The sequence below is a fragment of the Colwellia sp. E150_009 genome (genome assembly GCF_053543955.1).
The window spans coordinates 56,313-73,376 of the sequence record NZ_JBHFOM010000019.1; the positions used below are offsets into that span (position 1 = coordinate 56,313).

Annotated in this window: 18 protein-coding genes and 1 tRNA gene; 4 read left to right on the top strand and 15 right to left on the bottom strand. The window is 36.8% G+C overall.

The window, feature by feature from the left end; all coding sequences use genetic code 11:
* Positions 1-15 precede the first annotated feature (15 nt).
* From ACE1OF_RS10355 to ACE1OF_RS10410, 12 genes are all read right to left on the bottom strand, one after another.
* On the bottom strand, positions 16-1,281 hold the full coding sequence (locus tag ACE1OF_RS10355; protein ID WP_448894291.1) for an NAD(P)/FAD-dependent oxidoreductase: 1,266 nt from the start codon (positions 1,279-1,281) through the stop codon (positions 16-18).
* Entirely contained in the window at positions 1,278-2,021 is a 744-nt protein-coding gene (locus tag ACE1OF_RS10360; protein ID WP_448894292.1) for an SDR family NAD(P)-dependent oxidoreductase, read from the bottom strand. The genes ACE1OF_RS10355 and ACE1OF_RS10360 overlap by 4 nt, the downstream gene beginning before the upstream one ends.
* Positions 2,021-2,482, bottom strand: coding sequence for a nuclear transport factor 2 family protein (locus ACE1OF_RS10365; protein ID WP_448894294.1), 462 nt, complete (start codon positions 2,480-2,482; stop codon positions 2,021-2,023). Before ACE1OF_RS10365 ends, ACE1OF_RS10360 begins: the two co-directional genes overlap by 1 nt.
* Positions 2,483-2,512: 30 nt before the next feature.
* On the bottom strand, positions 2,513-3,889 hold the full coding sequence (locus ACE1OF_RS10370) for a cryptochrome/photolyase family protein (protein WP_448894295.1): 1,377 nt from the start codon (positions 3,887-3,889) through the stop codon (positions 2,513-2,515).
* Between the two features lie 142 nt (positions 3,890-4,031).
* On the bottom strand, positions 4,032-4,991 hold the full coding sequence (locus tag ACE1OF_RS10375) for a YbgA family protein (RefSeq protein WP_448894296.1): 960 nt from the start codon (positions 4,989-4,991) through the stop codon (positions 4,032-4,034).
* A gap of 28 nt (positions 4,992-5,019) precedes the next feature.
* Positions 5,020-5,691 carry a ChrR family anti-sigma-E factor gene (locus ACE1OF_RS10380; protein WP_448894297.1) on the bottom strand — a complete coding sequence of 224 codons (672 nt, stop codon included), beginning with the start codon at positions 5,689-5,691 and terminating at the stop codon, positions 5,020-5,022.
* Complete coding sequence (locus ACE1OF_RS10385) at positions 5,684-6,310, bottom strand: sigma-70 family RNA polymerase sigma factor (RefSeq protein WP_448894318.1); 627 nt, start codon at positions 6,308-6,310, stop codon at positions 5,684-5,686. The genes ACE1OF_RS10380 and ACE1OF_RS10385 overlap by 8 nt, the downstream gene beginning before the upstream one ends.
* Before the next feature lie 84 nt (positions 6,311-6,394).
* On the bottom strand, positions 6,395-6,964 hold the full coding sequence (locus ACE1OF_RS10390; RefSeq protein ID WP_448894298.1) for an LON peptidase substrate-binding domain-containing protein: 570 nt from the start codon (positions 6,962-6,964) through the stop codon (positions 6,395-6,397).
* Positions 6,965-6,966: 2 nt separating this feature from the next.
* On the bottom strand, positions 6,967-7,536 hold the full coding sequence (locus tag ACE1OF_RS10395) for a DUF3833 domain-containing protein (RefSeq protein ID WP_448894299.1): 570 nt from the start codon (positions 7,534-7,536) through the stop codon (positions 6,967-6,969).
* Positions 7,533-8,093 carry a chalcone isomerase family protein gene (locus tag ACE1OF_RS10400; RefSeq protein WP_448894300.1) on the bottom strand — a complete coding sequence of 187 codons (561 nt, stop codon included), beginning with the start codon at positions 8,091-8,093 and terminating at the stop codon, positions 7,533-7,535. Before ACE1OF_RS10400 ends, ACE1OF_RS10395 begins: the two co-directional genes overlap by 4 nt.
* Positions 8,086-8,580 (bottom strand): DUF2878 domain-containing protein, encoded by a 495-nt coding sequence (locus ACE1OF_RS10405; RefSeq protein WP_448894301.1) that lies wholly within the window; start codon positions 8,578-8,580, stop codon positions 8,086-8,088. The genes ACE1OF_RS10400 and ACE1OF_RS10405 overlap by 8 nt, the downstream gene beginning before the upstream one ends.
* Before the next feature lie 190 nt (positions 8,581-8,770).
* On the bottom strand, positions 8,771-9,880 hold the full coding sequence (locus ACE1OF_RS10410) for a GGDEF domain-containing protein (RefSeq protein WP_448894302.1): 1,110 nt from the start codon (positions 9,878-9,880) through the stop codon (positions 8,771-8,773).
* A 425-nt stretch (positions 9,881-10,305) separates the two neighbouring features.
* Here ACE1OF_RS10410 and ACE1OF_RS10415 point away from each other — a divergent pair, with 425 nt between their 5' ends.
* The gene (locus ACE1OF_RS10415; RefSeq protein WP_448894303.1) at positions 10,306-10,455 is read left to right on the top strand and encodes a hypothetical protein; all 150 of its coding nucleotides are present in this window, start codon (positions 10,306-10,308) and stop codon (positions 10,453-10,455) included.
* Here the strand turns inward: ACE1OF_RS10415 and ACE1OF_RS10420 are convergent.
* On the bottom strand, positions 10,447-10,962 hold the full coding sequence (locus ACE1OF_RS10420) for a peptide-methionine (S)-S-oxide reductase (protein WP_448894304.1): 516 nt from the start codon (positions 10,960-10,962) through the stop codon (positions 10,447-10,449). The two genes, ACE1OF_RS10415 and ACE1OF_RS10420, sit on opposite strands and share 9 nt — an antisense overlap.
* Positions 10,963-11,291: 329 nt before the next feature.
* Here ACE1OF_RS10420 and ACE1OF_RS10425 point away from each other — a divergent pair, with 329 nt between their 5' ends.
* Both ACE1OF_RS10425 and ACE1OF_RS10430 read left to right on the top strand, forming a co-directional pair.
* The gene (locus ACE1OF_RS10425) at positions 11,292-13,175 is read left to right on the top strand and encodes a TonB-dependent receptor plug domain-containing protein (RefSeq protein ID WP_448894306.1); all 1,884 of its coding nucleotides are present in this window, start codon (positions 11,292-11,294) and stop codon (positions 13,173-13,175) included.
* A 154-nt stretch (positions 13,176-13,329) separates the two neighbouring features.
* Entirely contained in the window at positions 13,330-14,190 is an 861-nt protein-coding gene (locus ACE1OF_RS10430) for an EamA family transporter (RefSeq protein ID WP_448894308.1), read from the top strand.
* Positions 14,191-14,287: 97 nt separating this feature from the next.
* Here ACE1OF_RS10430 and ACE1OF_RS10435 read toward each other — a convergent pair.
* Both ACE1OF_RS10435 and ACE1OF_RS10440 read right to left on the bottom strand, forming a co-directional pair.
* Positions 14,288-14,363: transfer RNA gene (locus tag ACE1OF_RS10435), tRNA-His, on the bottom strand.
* Between the two features lie 169 nt (positions 14,364-14,532).
* Positions 14,533-16,467, bottom strand: coding sequence for an RNA-binding domain-containing protein (locus ACE1OF_RS10440; protein WP_448894310.1), 1,935 nt, complete (start codon positions 16,465-16,467; stop codon positions 14,533-14,535).
* 152 nt (positions 16,468-16,619) lie between these two features.
* Between ACE1OF_RS10440 and ACE1OF_RS10445 the strand changes: the two genes are divergently transcribed.
* Entirely contained in the window at positions 16,620-16,967 is a 348-nt protein-coding gene (locus ACE1OF_RS10445) for a hypothetical protein (RefSeq protein WP_448894312.1), read from the top strand.
* Positions 16,968-17,064: the final 97 nt, after the last annotated feature.

The following is a 17,064-nucleotide window of genomic DNA, read 5'->3' on the forward strand; positions in this document are numbered from 1 at the left end:
GTCTAATGAACGATATTATGATCGATTCGGTAAAAAGCAATTAAAGCGCGCTGCTACCTCAACACCACTTTGAACACCATCTTCATGAAAGCCGTTATGCCAATAAGCACCTGCAAAATGTGTATGATTAACACCACAAATTAACTGCCTTTGCTGCTGTGCCTTAACAGACTCAGCTGAAAATATAGGATGATGATAAATGAACTCGCGCAATATTTTACTGGGGTCAATCGCCTCTTTTTGGTTTAACGTTACGCAAAATGTGTGAGGACTATTAATGCCTTGTAATATATTCATATTATAGGTGACGCTGGCAGCTTTATCTCGGTCTTGGCTTAATTGATAGTTCCAACTTGCCCACGCGGCTTTTCGTCGTGGTAACAGTTTTTTATCTGTGTGTAAAATGACAGAGTTTTCGCTGTAAGGCATGGCTGATAAAATGGTTTTCTCATCTTCGCTGGCATCATTTAATAACGCTAAGGCTTCATCTGAATGACAGGCTATAACAACTTCATCAAAAACTTCACTGTTGCCATTATTAAAGTGAATTTGTACCTTGCTATCTAGCCGCTTAATGCCGCTAATATCAGCATTCAGGATTATGTTATTTTTAAATGGTCGGCATAATGGCGTTAAATAACTCCGTGATCCTTTGGGTATAACATACCACTGTGGTCTATCGGCAATATTCAATAGCCCATGATGGTGAAAAAATTGCACAAAGAACCTGAACTCAAATGTTTCCATTTGTGCTAAAGAGCTTGACCAAATTGCAGCGCCCATAGGTAAAATATAATGCTCCGCAAAAAAATCGCTGAAATTATTTTCAGTTAAAAAGGCACCAAGCGTATAGCCACTTTGATATTGTTGCTTCTCAAATATCGATTTACATTGTTTATTAAAGCGTAAAATATCTTTTACTAAACCCCAAAATTGAGGTCTAAAAAGATTACGTCTTTGGGCAAATAAAGTATTTAAATTGTGGCCGTTATATTCCATGCCTGTTTGGCAATTGTGAACAGAAAAGCTCATTTCAGTTGCTTGCTTTCCTATGCCAATATCAGCCATTAACGCTAAAAAATTTGGGTAGGTTTTATCGTTAAACACAATAAACCCCGTGTCTATGGCATATTTTTGACCTGCTTTTTCAATATCAACGGTAGCAGTATGCCCTCCAATACGATCATTTTTTTCAAAAACAGTTACGTTGTGCTTTTGTGATAATAAATAGGCAGATGTTAAGCCTGAAATACCTGAGCCGATAATTGCTATGCGCTTCATGCGTTTTCCCTCTTAGCAATCATTGATTGCCATAATGATGACGGTAAAAAAGAAAATAATTTCATTATTAAGGTGAGTCGTTTGGGAAAGTGTAAATATTTTTTTCGTTTCTCAACACCATTGATAATTCTATTCGCAGCTTCATCACTGGTGATAAGAAAAGGCATGTTGAAGGTGTTTTTATCTGTAAGTGGTGTTTTAACAAAGCCTGGATGCACCAAAGTAACATCAATATTCTCTGTCAATAAATCTATGCGTAGACTATTGGCCAAATAATCCATGCCCGCTTTTGATGCGCCGTAAGCTTCGCTTCTTGGAAAAGGTAAAATAGTGGCACTTGAGCTAACAAAAACAAGCTGACTACCTGATTTCATTTTTGGCAAAATATATTGCAACAACCAACCTAACGAGGTGAGATTCGTTGTAATAATGTTACTGAAAATTTGACCATTAAAGTGTTTAACCCCATCAATATATTGGCAATCACCTGCATTGAGAATAACAAGATCTAGATTTTCAATTTTTTGTAGCGCTTGCTCCATAGCTTTCGGGTTATTCAAATCAAACAAACAAGTTTGATGTGCTTTTTCTGCTATCACGGCTAATTTATTTTCATCTCGACCACAAGCAATTACGTTATCGCCACGCCCGCTGTATTGGTTAAATAACGCTAAGCCAATACCAGAAGTCGCTCCTGTAATTAACACATTTTTGGCTGGCATCTTCGATTTTGTATACATTAGTGTGCCGCCTTATTTTTAATCCACTTGGTTAATTTTCCAAATAAAGGCAATTGCTCATATAGCATAGCGCCTAAATCTAGATAATCGCGGTGATATATAACTTTGCCTTGCTCGCCTTTAATATGTGAAGTCCCTAACACAGTCACTAACTCTCCTTTGTTCAATTTATTGTGTTGATAAGACATGGTCCAATAAATAGCCGCCTCATTTTCTTGTGCAATAACATTGTCGATAACAAACTCACAAAAACTTAAGTTTTCATAAAGATTTTTAAAATAATGAAATAACTCATCAAAGCCCTCTACTTGGTGAATAGGATCTATGAAAGTGACATTTGGATGATAGATAGTCGACAACAAGTCTAAATTTGTTGTTGACAGTGTTTGATAGACACTAACGAAATTAGTCAGCCATAAAGGTGAATGTGAAGGTAAATGATTGAATACTTTATTTTTCATTTTATTATACCAATGAGATAAAATGGATGGCTATTTGTAAAACGCTAACGCTTTTAACCTAGCCTCTTTATGGTCAACAATAGGTTCCCAATACAATGACAATTGATGATTCGCGATATATTGATGTGGAAAATGAATATGCTTATCAGGAATACTGTTTAACTCTGGTATATATTTACGTATGAAGTCGCCATTTGGATCAAATCTTTCGCTTTGTCTTATGGGATTAAATATTCTGAAATAGGGTTGTGAATCACACCCCGTACTTGCAGCCCATTGCCACCCACCATTATTCGAGGCTAAATCACCATCAATTAAATGCTGCATAAAATATTTTTCCCCCCAACGCCAATCAATCAGTAAATGTTTGGTTAAAAAACTCGCCACTACCATTCTTAAACGGTTATGCATCCAACCTGTTTGATTTAACTGTCGCATTGCTGCGTCAACTAACGGGTAACCTGTGGTTCCTTCACACCAAGCAATAAAAAAAGCGTCATTGTTATGCCACTGGGTTGTTTGATATTTTTCTTTAAATGCTTGATGCTTACACAAACGTTGTTCATGAAAGAGTAGATGACGATAAAATTCTCGCCAAATAATTTCGTTTAACCATGAAAATTCGTCGCTGTCGGTAGCGAGCAATATATCGGGATGACGATTTAATAAAGAAAACAACACGTATCTTGGGCTAATCACCCCAGCAGCTAAATAAGGAGAAATACCCGACGTTCCCTTAACGGAGGGAATGTCTCGTTGCTGTGCGTAAGTAAAGAGTTTATCTTGGAAAAACCTTGGCAACTTATTCCTTTCATACACTTGCGCTAAGGGCCACGCACTTGACAGTGAATTACAGGTTTCAGTTTTATGTTCAGCAGCAAGCAGATCACCTCCTGCTAGTTTTCCTAAATAGTCAAACCCAAACTGTTTTACCTGTTTCAACCAAGCCTTTTTAAAAGGTGTAAAAACTTTAAACATATCACCTGATTGGTTTAACACGTTACCTTTAGGCACAATAACATCGGCTTCAAACAAGGTTAATGGAATACCTTGCGAAATACATGCTAAATCCCGCTGGCACTCATTAAATTCAAGCTCACTATTGGCAACCACACTTATAATGTTGTGGGCTAAACAATAACGTTTCAAATACGCTTGTTGAGCTGCAAAGTCAGGCACCACAACAAGCTCTAGTTCAATATTAAAACCAGCAAGTTCATCAACAAGTGCATAGGCATGACGCTTAATAAAGTCAATTTTTATGGCCGACCAGTGATGTTCAAGCCACTGTTTTTCTGATATGAAAAACAATGCCTTACCAGGTGTTTCTGAACACCTATGATTAATAAAATAATGTAAAGCAGGGTTGTCATGTGTTCTTAAATCGTTACGAAACCAGAGTATCAAAGCATATCCTTTTCTTTATTTGCCATGTTTCTTTATATTTTCAGGTGAGATCATACCTCTTCTGTCGGGGCAATTCATTGCCCCGTTGTCGGACTAAAGTCCAACCTACATGATGATATTTTTATTGCCTGACTTTATTGCCCTAGTAGGCGTATCTCAGTTTCAGTTCATCTGGATAGGGAGATAAATAGGCCTGTTTAGTCAAATACGCTTTGGGGTATTGTAGTAAGTAATGTTTAATCAAGGTTAATGGCGCAATTAACGGAATTAAACCATTACGGTAAGCGTCTATTTGGTTGCATAGCTCTTGCCGCTCATTAGGTTGCAAGTGTTTAGAAAAGTAGCCTTGTATATGCGCTAACGTATTGGCATGTTTTTTTCGTGTGGCTTTAATAGATAAGGCACTCATTAAGCCGGCAATATATTGTTCAGCCATGTCCACTAAAGGCAGATCTGCCCTTGCTAAAAGTTGCCCTAATTGTTTATAAGCGATGAGATCATGACTCATAACCGTATACTTATATTGGCTATGAAACATTGTTAATTTATGTTTGGTTAACCCTGATGCTTCAAGGTTCTGCCAGTGTTTGTATGCATAAACACGCGCAACAAAATTTTCTCTAATTAACGGATCATTTAAGCGGCCATTTTCCTCACAAGGTAATAACGGGTTTGCGGCCATTATTTCACGGGCAAAAACTCCAACACCATCAGATTTTAAGGCATTACCTTCTGGGCTATATACTTTTACTCGTTCCATACCGCAACTTGGGCTTTTTGCACAAAAAATATAACCGCTTAAGTGCTTAGTCATTTTTGCAATTTTTTTGCCATAAGCTTGCAGTGCATCCGTGACATCGCCTGTGCCGTCAGAACGTGAAACACTTATAATATCTGCTTTTTTTATTTGACGAATAGTTGGTCTGGGTATGGGTAAACCAATAGCAACTTCTGGGCAAAAGGTTTTATAAGTGACGTGTTGTCCAAACTCATGAATACAAAAATTAGATGGCTTGTTACTGCCATCAAACCTTACTTTTTCACCAACCAAACATGCACTAATACCAATAGAAAGATCTTTTTTATCAACAGAATGAATCATAGTTATTGCCCTTTGTCGAACCTACTACTTAGTAAATAAAAGCAGCGATGGGATTAAGTAATTTATTGATACCTTGGGTGAAATGTAACGCGTCATTAGCAACGGTATAGCACAAACACCCTTCATCAGAAATAGGATGATGTTGGTGACTTGCATCAAGCATAATAAAATCGCCTTTAACATACTCCCCCTGTTCATCATGAAAAGAGCCTTCTAATAACAAGGTCAATTCAAAGCCTTTGTGGGTATGTTCAGGTACACCGCCACCCGGTTGAATTTGAAGCAAACTGGTGTGAATTTCGTTTTCATTTAACTGAATTCGAGCACGGGCCAGTTTACCGATATTGGCAGTTTTCCCCAGCTGCATATTGTGTAAAGCATGAGGCAATGTATATGGCTTATTATTAAACACCACTGTTTTGTCAGCGATGACCTGTGTGTGAGTGAGTTCATCCGACTGCGTAATTTGCTCTATCATGTCTTCAAAGCACATTGCCTCTTCTTGCTCATCAACGATGAATCTATCAAGAAATGCTTCTTCAAAGCTTGTTTCAGCCACTTGCTCTGTTAACTGGGCAATGGTTTGTTGGCATTTAGGGCACATATCAGCATGAATGGCGATACCTGCAGATAACGAAGCAGGTAAATCACCATTAACAAATGCTTGGATTAATTCAAATTTAGGGTGATGTTTAATCATGTTTATCTCCTAACTGCATTTTGAGTTTAGCCAACGCCAACCGCAAACGAGATTTTATCGTCCCCAGTGGTAAATCTAAATGGGTAGCCAATTGCTCTTGCGACATTTCCATAAAATAAAAGCCTTTCACCACTTGTTGTTGCACTTCAGATAAGGATTCAATAACCGTTAATAATTGTTTATTTTCAAGATGATCATCAAACACTTCATCTTCATGAGCCATGCTTTCAGCTATTGGCCAAATATCATCACTGAGGTTGTCTTCTTTATTGCCTTTTATTTTACGTAACATATCAAAGGTTACATTACGCATAACAGTATATACCCAAGTAGTGGCTGCACCTTTGTTTTCGTTAAAAAGATGGGCTTTACGCCAAACATTACTCATGGTTTCTTGCACCACTTCGTTAGCTTGCGTTTCATTAGGAAATTTATTTCGTGCGATATGTTGAATTTTAGGCGCAAAAAACTGAAACAAATGGGTAAATGCTTTTTTATCTCTCGACGTGGCAACCTCATTAAGCCATTGACAAAGCTGAGGATGATCTATTTTATCTGACATGCTACTAGGTTTAGCATTTGCCACTTTGCTTAGCAAGTTTGTTTGCATGGCTTTTATCACCGAATGCTGCATTGAATCATACAAGCCAATACGCACACGGTTTAAAAAGGATCACTTTTATTTATTTATTTATTTATTTATTTATTTATCAATGATTGACTTAACAAAGCTTTTAGCTTCTTCAAAATTATGAGTTTCTACAAAGCTATTCTTCACAAGTAAGCTAACAGGTAATAACTCTAACCATCTAGCAATAACCCAATTAAGATTATCAGTATGCTTTTCTGGATAAAGCTCATTTAACTGAGGAATATTTTCAAACACGTCTGCTATCGATTGAGATAATACGTGACTAGGCATATTAACCAACACCTGAGACCAGTGTGATATTTCAGTCACTTGAGCAAAATACACGTTGTCATTGTCTTTATCTAATGACAAAATTTCTACTAACGCTTTACATTTTACATCGATTTCTAAAATGCCATCTTCACCCTGACCAAAGTTAATAATCTCTACCCAACTTCCCCAATTTAATTCAGGAAACGGTTCTTCTGCCGTGTGCATCCAAAGCACAAATCCTTGCCCTTGAATTGCCCTTTTTATCATTTTTACATAACGCTGTTCAAAAATTCTTAAACGAGTTATCCCTTCAGGAAGCAAGAAAATAGGTAAAGGAAAAAGAGGTAATGTTAAGTTTGAATGTTGCATCGCTAAAGCACTTCTTTCAAATCACAGGTTTTACTCGGATGTGCTTTATCAAAAAATAACGTGATTTCTGCCGCTTTTACGCCAAATTTATTCATGGTCGTTTTATTAAACACACGGTATTCATCAAGTTGATACATCCAGTCATCCATAGTAAATTGATACGTGTTTTCATCTACTGGTACTAATAACTGATATTGCCATTGAAAGGCGAAGCCTGATTGTTTTCCGTTAGCTATACCAACCACATCTGCTGCGGTGCCAGTATACTCATCATTTTCTAACTTAGTTAATTGCCAAGTTCTATAACTTACTTCACCATCTTTAAAATAAAAAACTTCAGCAAGCTCTCCCTGATTTCCATTCCAGGTACCCGTTAATTCTACGCAAAAACGTCTTGTCACTTGATTCGTGTAATCTTGTACCATTCCCCACGCAATTAACTCACCTGCAAAGTAGCGTTTAATATCAAATTTAGGCGTGCTCTGCTCATAATCATTGAGCTTGGTGCTACAGCTTGTGATTAATATTACGATAAAGCTGAGCGATATTAACTTTGTAATATTGAACATCATTTTACTTCTCCTAGTAGTTCTTTTCTCAATTGGGTTTGGCTGGTATTTGGTGAAAGCCAAATATCTAAAAATAATTTGCTAAAATCGGCCTCTTCAATTACCCCTACTTTCTCGTGATTAAAGTAGAAAACTGATTGTTGATTTTGCACAAACAACGTCAACTTATCACCCGATGAAATGTCAGGCCAAATTGTTTTTAATGCCGGGAGATACTTGCTGTAAACTAATTCAGGAACATTTAAATGCTCCCATTGCTGTGCCGTTCTTTCTAGTAAATCCTCTGCAGTAATATCTTTTAAGTACTCTATTTCAAAAAGTAGGGATTCTGATGAATTATCGTGCAAATAACACCCCGTTTGGGTGTAAAGCGTACTGTTATAAATATCCCAAAATAGTACTGAAAACTTTGCTTTACCTACCGTTTTAAAATTGAGCTGGCTAAAGTCATTAGGTAAGGTGTCTATTACTATATTATCCTCCATGACAACATTCGCTGCATAGGTGGCAACCGTGGTTAAATTGATAAAAAAAATAATAGAAAAAAGATACTTAATCATAAGTAACATCCTGAGAATAAACTCTTTCCTGTAAATAAAAAAACAGTACGATTAATATTGCCCAGATAGGCGCAAGAATTAGATAAGTTATCAGTTGGCTATATCCCAACTCAATAGGTGACAATGATGCGCCAGCCAGATAACTTAATGGCGGAAATATATAACCAATAAAAAATTGTAAAACCTTAGACCCAGCTAAAAACTTCAAACTATGTGCAATAGTTGCTGCAAATGCAGCCCATAGCATAATTAGCCAAAAGGGAGGCAATAGATAGTCGTTAAACAACAATACGTCGAAAAAAAACAAGGTTGAATCAACTAAAGTACCAATAACTGTTACTATCAAAATGAGTTTGAATTCGACTCTCGGCTGCTTACAAGAAAAGAAGTGTAAACCAAGTAATAGCAAAACCACTGGAATAAAACGTTCTCCCAAGAGCACTAAACCAAACCAAGAAATGTTAAAACCAATAATATTAAACAGCATAATTTAGCAACACAGTGATAAAAACAGATAACTTTCCTATCAATACGTTTGTAAATTCAATATGGATTTGTCATTGATGGTATTTTTTATTTATATATATAAAAATACTGTAAAGGGTAATGATTGTTTTGCTTTGTTGGTTGTGTTCTCGTTGATTATTTTGGTACTGGTAATGATAGTAGTAATTCTGCTAACCATTCATGTTCTGGTGAGGCTTTTCATCAATAACTGACGGAAGTTTATTTTCATATTTAGGGTATATTTGATTTCTACCTGAGTTTTTAGCTTGGTATAAATATTTATCTGCACTACTGATTATTTCATCAATCGTACGATTTCCATTAGATTGCTCTATTCCCATACTAACAGTTACGCTTATATTTTCTCCTTTATAATTAACAAGATTAGACCGCACATTTCGTAGTACTTTTTCAGCAAGATGATAAGCATTCTCGGCAACGGTACCTGGCAAAATAAACAGAAACTCTTCCCCGCCCCAGCGCGCAACGCAATCTTGTTCTCTTATACTACTTGTAAATATTTTAGCAAGTTCAATTAAAACAGCATCACCCGCATTATGACCATATAAATCATTGACTTTTTTAAAATAATCTACATCACATAAAATAATAGATAACTTTTCCTTACTACGTGCTGCTCGTGATTGTTCACGTTTTAAAAGTACAAGTGCATCGCGCCGATTAGACAATTGCGTCAAGGCATCAACATGAGCAAGCTCTTGATACTTTTTACTTAATTCAAGTGTGTAATGATATGCTTTATTTCTAGAGTACTCATACAAAGCAGACAAGAAAGTGATCGTTAAAAAGGAGTAAATTAAACGTAATTTGAATTCTATACTGTAAACCGTATGAAGAACAAAATCGGTTGGTATAAACATGATAGCCGCACAAAAAATAATAAAAACGATAATTTCTACAAGGCCGCGCTTTAACCCATGAAAAAATAAAGAGACTGGCGGTATAATATATATCCATAAAGGCCCAGTATTTTCAACACCACCTGTAAACACTAAATAAAGCATTAAAATACATAGTGAATAAAAGCTAATTGCTGAACTTAAGGTAATATTGTTATATTTACTAAAGACGAAATAAGCAATCAAAAAAAAACAACTAACTAAAGTTAAAGTACTCGCTAAAAAATACGTTTGATTGACAAAAGCAACTCCCCCCATAATACCTGTAAGGCTAAAGCCCACTAAGGCAAATAAAGGCACCACTTGTAGTGGTCGATAATCTTCACTTTCTAGGGTGTTTTTATCAGATTGTACGTCCAAAAAGTCTACCTTATTAGGAGGGGGTAAAATATATTCAATATAATTAGCATAGCAGCTTTTTGTAAAATTAACTTAATTAACATATTTTTTGTTATATTATATTCAAGGCGATACGGTATATTTAAATGCTATGGCATTATTGATAGATCGCTCAATATTATAACTGTTAGTGCAAAAGCAAAAGAAAATGTCACACCCCTTCATTAAATTTAACCTATGCCATTGTTGATTAACCTATTGATTACCAAGTATTACCTGACACTCATCACTATGCGGCAATCAACATTTTATTCAACAGCACTATATTTACTAACGAAGAAGGGGTTGATGATTGGGAATTCTATTGGGATTCAACAACTCATTTAGACAATAATGATGACGGTAGTAATGCAACTTACATCTCTTTTGGTCGGGCTTTAGGTTATATGAATAACGAAATATTAGATGTTCATGGTGCAGGTGCACAACGCAGCAACGATACACTTAATCTTGCAACAGAGCTAGCCTCTAGCTTAGTAGCAACCGCAAATGGTAGTTTTTATATTAAAATATGCCACGGCTTCATATTAGGATGACTTATATTTATGCAATATTTTCTTTGGAATATGACAGTAATCATTAGGAAAGCGAGTGAGTCGTTCTTGGTGTTCTTCATCGCTTTTCACGTAGTTCCTCAACGGTAATATTTCAACCACTACTTTCTCTGCATCATCACAGCTCTTAATATATTCAGCGGCACTTTGCAGGTGAGTATGATTATGACTATATATGCCAGTTCGATATTTTTTACCCACATCTTGCCCTTGTTTATTGATACTGTAAGGGTCGATAATTTCAAAAAAGTAATCAAAAAGCTCATGCATTTTAACCACCTTGGGCTTAAAGGTAACCTTTACGCATTCCGCATAACCATCATAATCACTATTGGTGGTATCAGTTGCGCCATTAGCGCGACCTGCTTCAGTGGTAATAACGCCAGGTAAATGCTTCATAAATTCCTGTACCCCCCAAAGGCAACCACCAGCAAAATAAATAATTTCCTGCTCCTTGTTAATACGCTTATTATCTTGTGATGTATTCATATTGACTCTTTACGAAATAAAAATAGGTTACTGTGCAAACACTTGTAAACCATTACTAATTACAAATGGCTTTCATGTGAAATACTTTTTTCGCTAAGATACAATATATTCAAATATAGCGATCATCACATTTTAGCTAACCTTAAACTTATCTACGATATTTTTCACTTATTCTAATAATAAAGTTCAATTTTAGTGTCGAAATTTAAGACACTACACTAACTATTTTATCGTGTGATTTATAATTCAGTCAGTTGTAGCCTTGTAATGGGTGTGAAATGAAAAGTCGTTTAATGATAAATAAAGCAATGTAAATAGAGAACGTTAATATGAATCAAGTTGTAAAAATTACCTTACCCGCCTTATTATTTAGCATATCGACTTTGTCATTAGCTGCAGATGAAAATACAGAAGAAAAAACTGAAGTAGCTCTTAAGACCAACACTGATATAGAAAAAATAACAATTAAAGGGTCAGCAACGGCTAATACAGAGCCTGTGGGAACATTTGGTTCATCGGTTTCAAATTTAGAATATGATCCACGCGTAGATTTACAGTCGCGTAATATGGCTGAAGCACAAGCTGATGTGACGATTCGCGGTGGCATTTTTGAGAATACGGGCTTTACTGTGGGTAGTGCCGCTTTATTGGATCCGCAAACGGGGCATTACGTAGCAGAAATACCTATTGCCCAAGAAATGCTGACTAATGCCGACATACTTACAGGTGTAGATAACGCACTACAGGGCGTTAACAGCTCAGTAGGAACCGTATCACGTAGTTGGAAAGCCATTGAAACCTCAGGTAGTGCTTCACTTGGTGCAGGTACTAACAACTTCAATTTACAACGTATTCACAGCGCAGTTAGTGTGCCTGTAGGAAACACCAAAGATTGGAGCCTTGGTTTTGAAGGAGAATATTCTCGCTCTGAAAGTGATGGAACCATAGAGAATGGCGACCATGATTTTGAGCGTGTTTCTGGCCGTATTCAATTAGCTGGGGCATCATCACAAACAGATTTATTTTTTGGTTCTCAAGAAAAATTTTTTGGTTGGCCAAATCTGTACACCCCATTTAATGTTAATGAAACAGAAGACATTAAAACAAAACTATTTATTCTCAATCATAAACAGTACTACGCACAAGACAGCACATTTGAACTATCTACTTATTATCGTCGTAACGACGACCATTATGTATATTCTCGAGAAAATCCAAGTGCATTTGAAGCTTTTCACGAAACTGAAGTAAAATCGATAGCCTTATCTGGCCGTCATGCACAAACTGATTCATTCGCACTAAACTACTCAACACAATTTATCAGTGACCATATTGAATCAACCACGCTGGAAAATAATTTTACCTCTCGTGATTATTATAAGATCAGCGTATTACCCGAATACCTAATGGAACTTAATGATGACCAGCAGTTAACTTTTCGTCTTGGCGCAGCTTTTGACGATACAAACCGAGATGAGTCTGATGTTTCACTCCTTGGTGATATTGCTTTAAATACAATAAAGGCTGATGGCAGCTCGCAAACTATTTATCTTTCGTACGCAGAAGCAAGTCAAGTGGCAGGTTACACCGCGATAGGCGGTAGCGATAGCGGTGGATTATTTCGAAGTAACTATAATCTAGGCCGAGAAACCACTAAAAATCTAGAATTAGGTTTAGCATTAAACCAAAATACTTGGCGCCTTGATTCAGCTATTTTTTATCGACAAGATATTGACTTAACAGATTGGACTTATCGTTTAGACTCAACCTCTGCTCGCTCAGCAAACGCAGTTGATATAGATACCTTAGGGATAGAATTATTAGCAATGAAGCATTTTGAAACAGCAGACATTATCACTAGCTATACCTTTCTTAATAAATCTGAAGATTATGGTACTGCTGACATAGATGCGAGTTTTTATGCCTTAAACTACCCAGATCATCGCGTAACATTAGGTGTTATCTGGCGTCCTATTAATATTGTTGAAATACGTATTGATAACGAGTGGCGTAAACAGGAAGAAAATACTCTCCGCAATGGCGATGACAATGCTTTGTTCACCCACTTAACATTAAAATTTTCGCCTGAGCAACTTAAAGGTTTAGATATTATAATGGCGGTAGATAACCTTTGGAATGAATCATTTGAAGAGGTACCTGGTACGCCAGGACGTGGAGACCAATACACCATTAGCGCTACTTACAGTTGGTAACACAGTCACATTAAACAAGCCAAAATATAAACAAATAAAAGTATTTTCACCGCCCCAGCCTAACATGCTGGGGTTAAATCGTTAACCATAGCGCGTTAAAATAGCTATTGAATATAGCTGTTTGATTGACAGTACTAATAATTAGAGACTTTTAATGATTTATTTAGTGATAACAACCCTCATTTGGGCATTTTCCTTCGGGCTTATTGGTAATACACTTAAAGGCATCAACCCGCTTCAAATAGCTGATACTAGGCTATTACTTGCTTTTATTGTTTTTTTACCTTTTATAAAGCTACGTAATATTAATTGGCAAGAAAAAAAACAACTTATACTGCTGGGCGCTTTCCAGTATGGTGTTATGTACACCTGTTATCTTTCCGCTTTTCGTTTTATACCATCACATTTAGTTGCACTGTTCAGTGTAATCACACCACTGTATATCGTTATGATCAATGATCTACGCCAGCGTTCTTTCACACCTTGGTATTTAGTTGCCACTCTGCTTTCGGTTTTTGGCGCTGCGGTTATCAAAATGGGTAATATAGAATCAAATCAAATTTGGTTAGGATTTGGCTTGATGCAAGTAGCCAATATCGCATTCGCTTTCGGGCAAGTTTATTATCGCGATTGGAAACAAGCTAGGCCGCAAATTAGTGACAGCTCAGTATTTGGTTTTTTATACCTAGGTGCTGCAATTTTTACTACCGTTGCCACTCTGTTAATTTCAGGGCAGTCACCCATTCCTTTTGATGCCACACCAATACAATGGTTTGTTTTATTATACATGGGTTTTATTGCCTCAGGACTTGGGTTTTTCTTTTGGAATAAGGGCGGAACCCAAACGAATGTGGGCGTGTTAGCAGCATTTAACAATGCCGTAGTGCCATTAGCAATGTTCGCCTCATTATTTGTTTTTGGCGAAGCTAAGGGCGGCTCTACAGAAGAATTAATCAGACTCGCCATAGGCTCATTCTTTATTGTAATAGCATTACTGATTGCAAAGCGAAAATAAGTCGCGATGACAGCGAATATAATTAACAGCCCCTTCCATTGCTATTGAACTAATGGGTGGCTAGATATTTTTGGAGGAACAAAAAGAATATAAAGAATGGGGTGGCTAAAGGGACTTGAACCCTCGACAACCGGAATCACAATCCGGGGCTCTACCAACTGAGCTATAGCCACCACTGAACAACTTAAAATGCCTTGCCATAATTTAACGATGATAGGAAAAGCGCGGGGAGTATATTGCATTTATACAGTGATTGACAAGAAAAATCTTCGCTTTTAATTGTGTTTATACGTTGTTATTTGTGTTTTACAGTATTTGTGCAACTAATCTACAACTGGTTATCTATTTAACTTTATATCCCTGTCCTGGATGGCTTGGTGTTGATGGATAGGCTAACTCTAATTGTTGGCTTTTTAACATTGGACTTAAATAGCTCTTCCTCAATGTATCAGTATTTCTACCAAGCAATTCAGCAAGCTGAGCAAGCTTAAGATACTTATCTCCAGACTTATCACATAACGCTATTATAGTTGCTTCTATGTCATTCCGTTTTGCTCTGTAGCTACCATCACGGATAGGTGCTGCAATATCTAATAGTTCTTGCCATAACTTCTTCTCTTGAAGACCCGGAGTTCCCAAGGAGAACCCCGGGCTTTCAGATTCTAACCCCGGGCTTTCAGATTCTAACCCCGGGCTTTCAGAAAATAATGACAACTGACTTAAGTCGGGTGATGAAATAAAAGTTATATTTTTACCTGCTTCATTATCTGGAGTGGGAATTTCTATACCCTTTATATGATAGATTTTATCTTTATGAACACCAGAAGATGTAAGGTAATCAGCTTTCACCAAATTTGATAATGCTAAAGTAATATCTCTAGTATGAGCTGATGTCAAAGTACTAATTCGATCATGATTAAACCATGACTCGGTTGCAGCAGTTATTAATATAGAACGTTTTAATTCGCTTAGTTCTTTATATTTAGCACCAAATAATTCAATTAACTTTGTATGCATTTCATCTGATACTAGATTCACCATACGAAGCTCTAGTAATGTTTGCTCAGGATCATCTTTTTCATATAAATTAGGGGTTTGCCACTTCTGAGCCTTACAGTTACTGTAGATTTTAGGTACACCAGAGCCAGCTTTCTCACTTAAGCCAATGTTTAAAAACATTTGATGTATAGCAGGATTTCGACAAAGACTATCACCACCAGCAATAGCATCCTTAACCGGAACACGCATCAACCCGGGGTTACGAAAGCCAATAAAATCAGGATGTTTCTCAATAAGTAGAGAGCTGTCACTGGTGAAATCGGCGTGAGCCAGTGTATTAACGAGAGCTTCACGAATCGCTTCATGGGCAGGAGTATCATCAATACGTTGACCATCGACAAGTTGAAAACCAACTTTCAGGTTATCAGTAAGCTTACGGTAAACCTTTCGATAAAAATCAAATATATTACCTGACCAAGAACCGTCAGGAAAAACACGATCAACCCATCGATGTGAACTATCATCCTTCTCTTGGTAGTCTACAAAATAGCTAGGCAGTGCATCTTGAATAGCATCCCAAGTACCAAACATAACTAATCCAGCTAAAGTTAGCCCTTCTTTCTGACTCTTTCTATCTTTTCGCCATGCCTTAATACTACGTAAAAAACCAGCCGTATCTTGCTCTAGAAATGGATGTCCTTGCGGTTTAGCATCAACAAACATTTGACGATATATTCGTAAGGTTTCTGGATCTACATCTTCTAAAGAAAACCCTTCTAAAATACGGTTATCACGCACATCTTCTCGTTCGGCAAGTATTTTGTTTACGATATCAGGCAAACATTTCTGATCGGCTTCATGCCGTCTAACATAGGTACCAGACAGTGGATTATTATTAATATATATGGGGCGCAGTTCTCTTGGTGAGCGCGGCACAACAATCCTAATAACTTTCTTTTCATCAATGGACTCAATTCTTACATCATTTTCATTAAGTAAGTTGTGGCTAACTTTTTGAGGGTTATTAATGATATCCCAAATACTTTTGAGTAAAGGTGCAGGGTTCTTGATGCCTTCAACCGTAAAATGACCTTTCTTTTCTTTGATTCCGAGTAGTATCTCTCCTCCTCGGGTATTTGCGAATGCGCTATAACTTTCCCACATATCATTAGGCACAGCACCCTTACCATCCTTGCCTGAGGCAAGTTTACATTCTACTTCAGAGTTCTCTTGTAAAAGAGCTATGTCAGATGTGTTATTGAGGACAAAGTTAGGCATATCAGGTAATTATTATTTAAATTGACTAAATCCATTGTAAAAGAAATACCAGACATTTACAGATAAATTATTATATTTGAAAATAACACTCCCTATACCCCTACGAGTAGCTTCGCAGTTATCATCAATGTATTAGCTGTATGGGATAATAAATGCAAAACGATTGGGAAGAAGATTATTTAAGTGCACCAGAAACAACTGAGAGCAAAGACGTAAGCAAAAATGAATCATCTACTGACTTTGATGATCTCGAAGCCAGTTGTGGCGACTATGATAGCACTCGATCTAAAGCAAGTCGCGATGGTATTGAACAAGTTAGAACAGGTGAAGTAAAATCGAGAGCAGACATAGCAAAGGAGAAAGAGGCTTCGATTAAAAAACAGCTTATGGAAAAGCGTATCCCAACCGCGTTAAAGCCAATTATTTCAATTGATACTGAATACGGGCAAGACCATGAGAATAACCAAATTAACGTATTATCTGTAGTAGCTCAGACCTGATCTGACAGTTACCCGATTTTTAGGGTGCCTTGTCAGCTTAGATTTGAGCTAAATTCTTTTCGGCCCAAATCGATTTCCCATCAAGTAATGTTTCTAG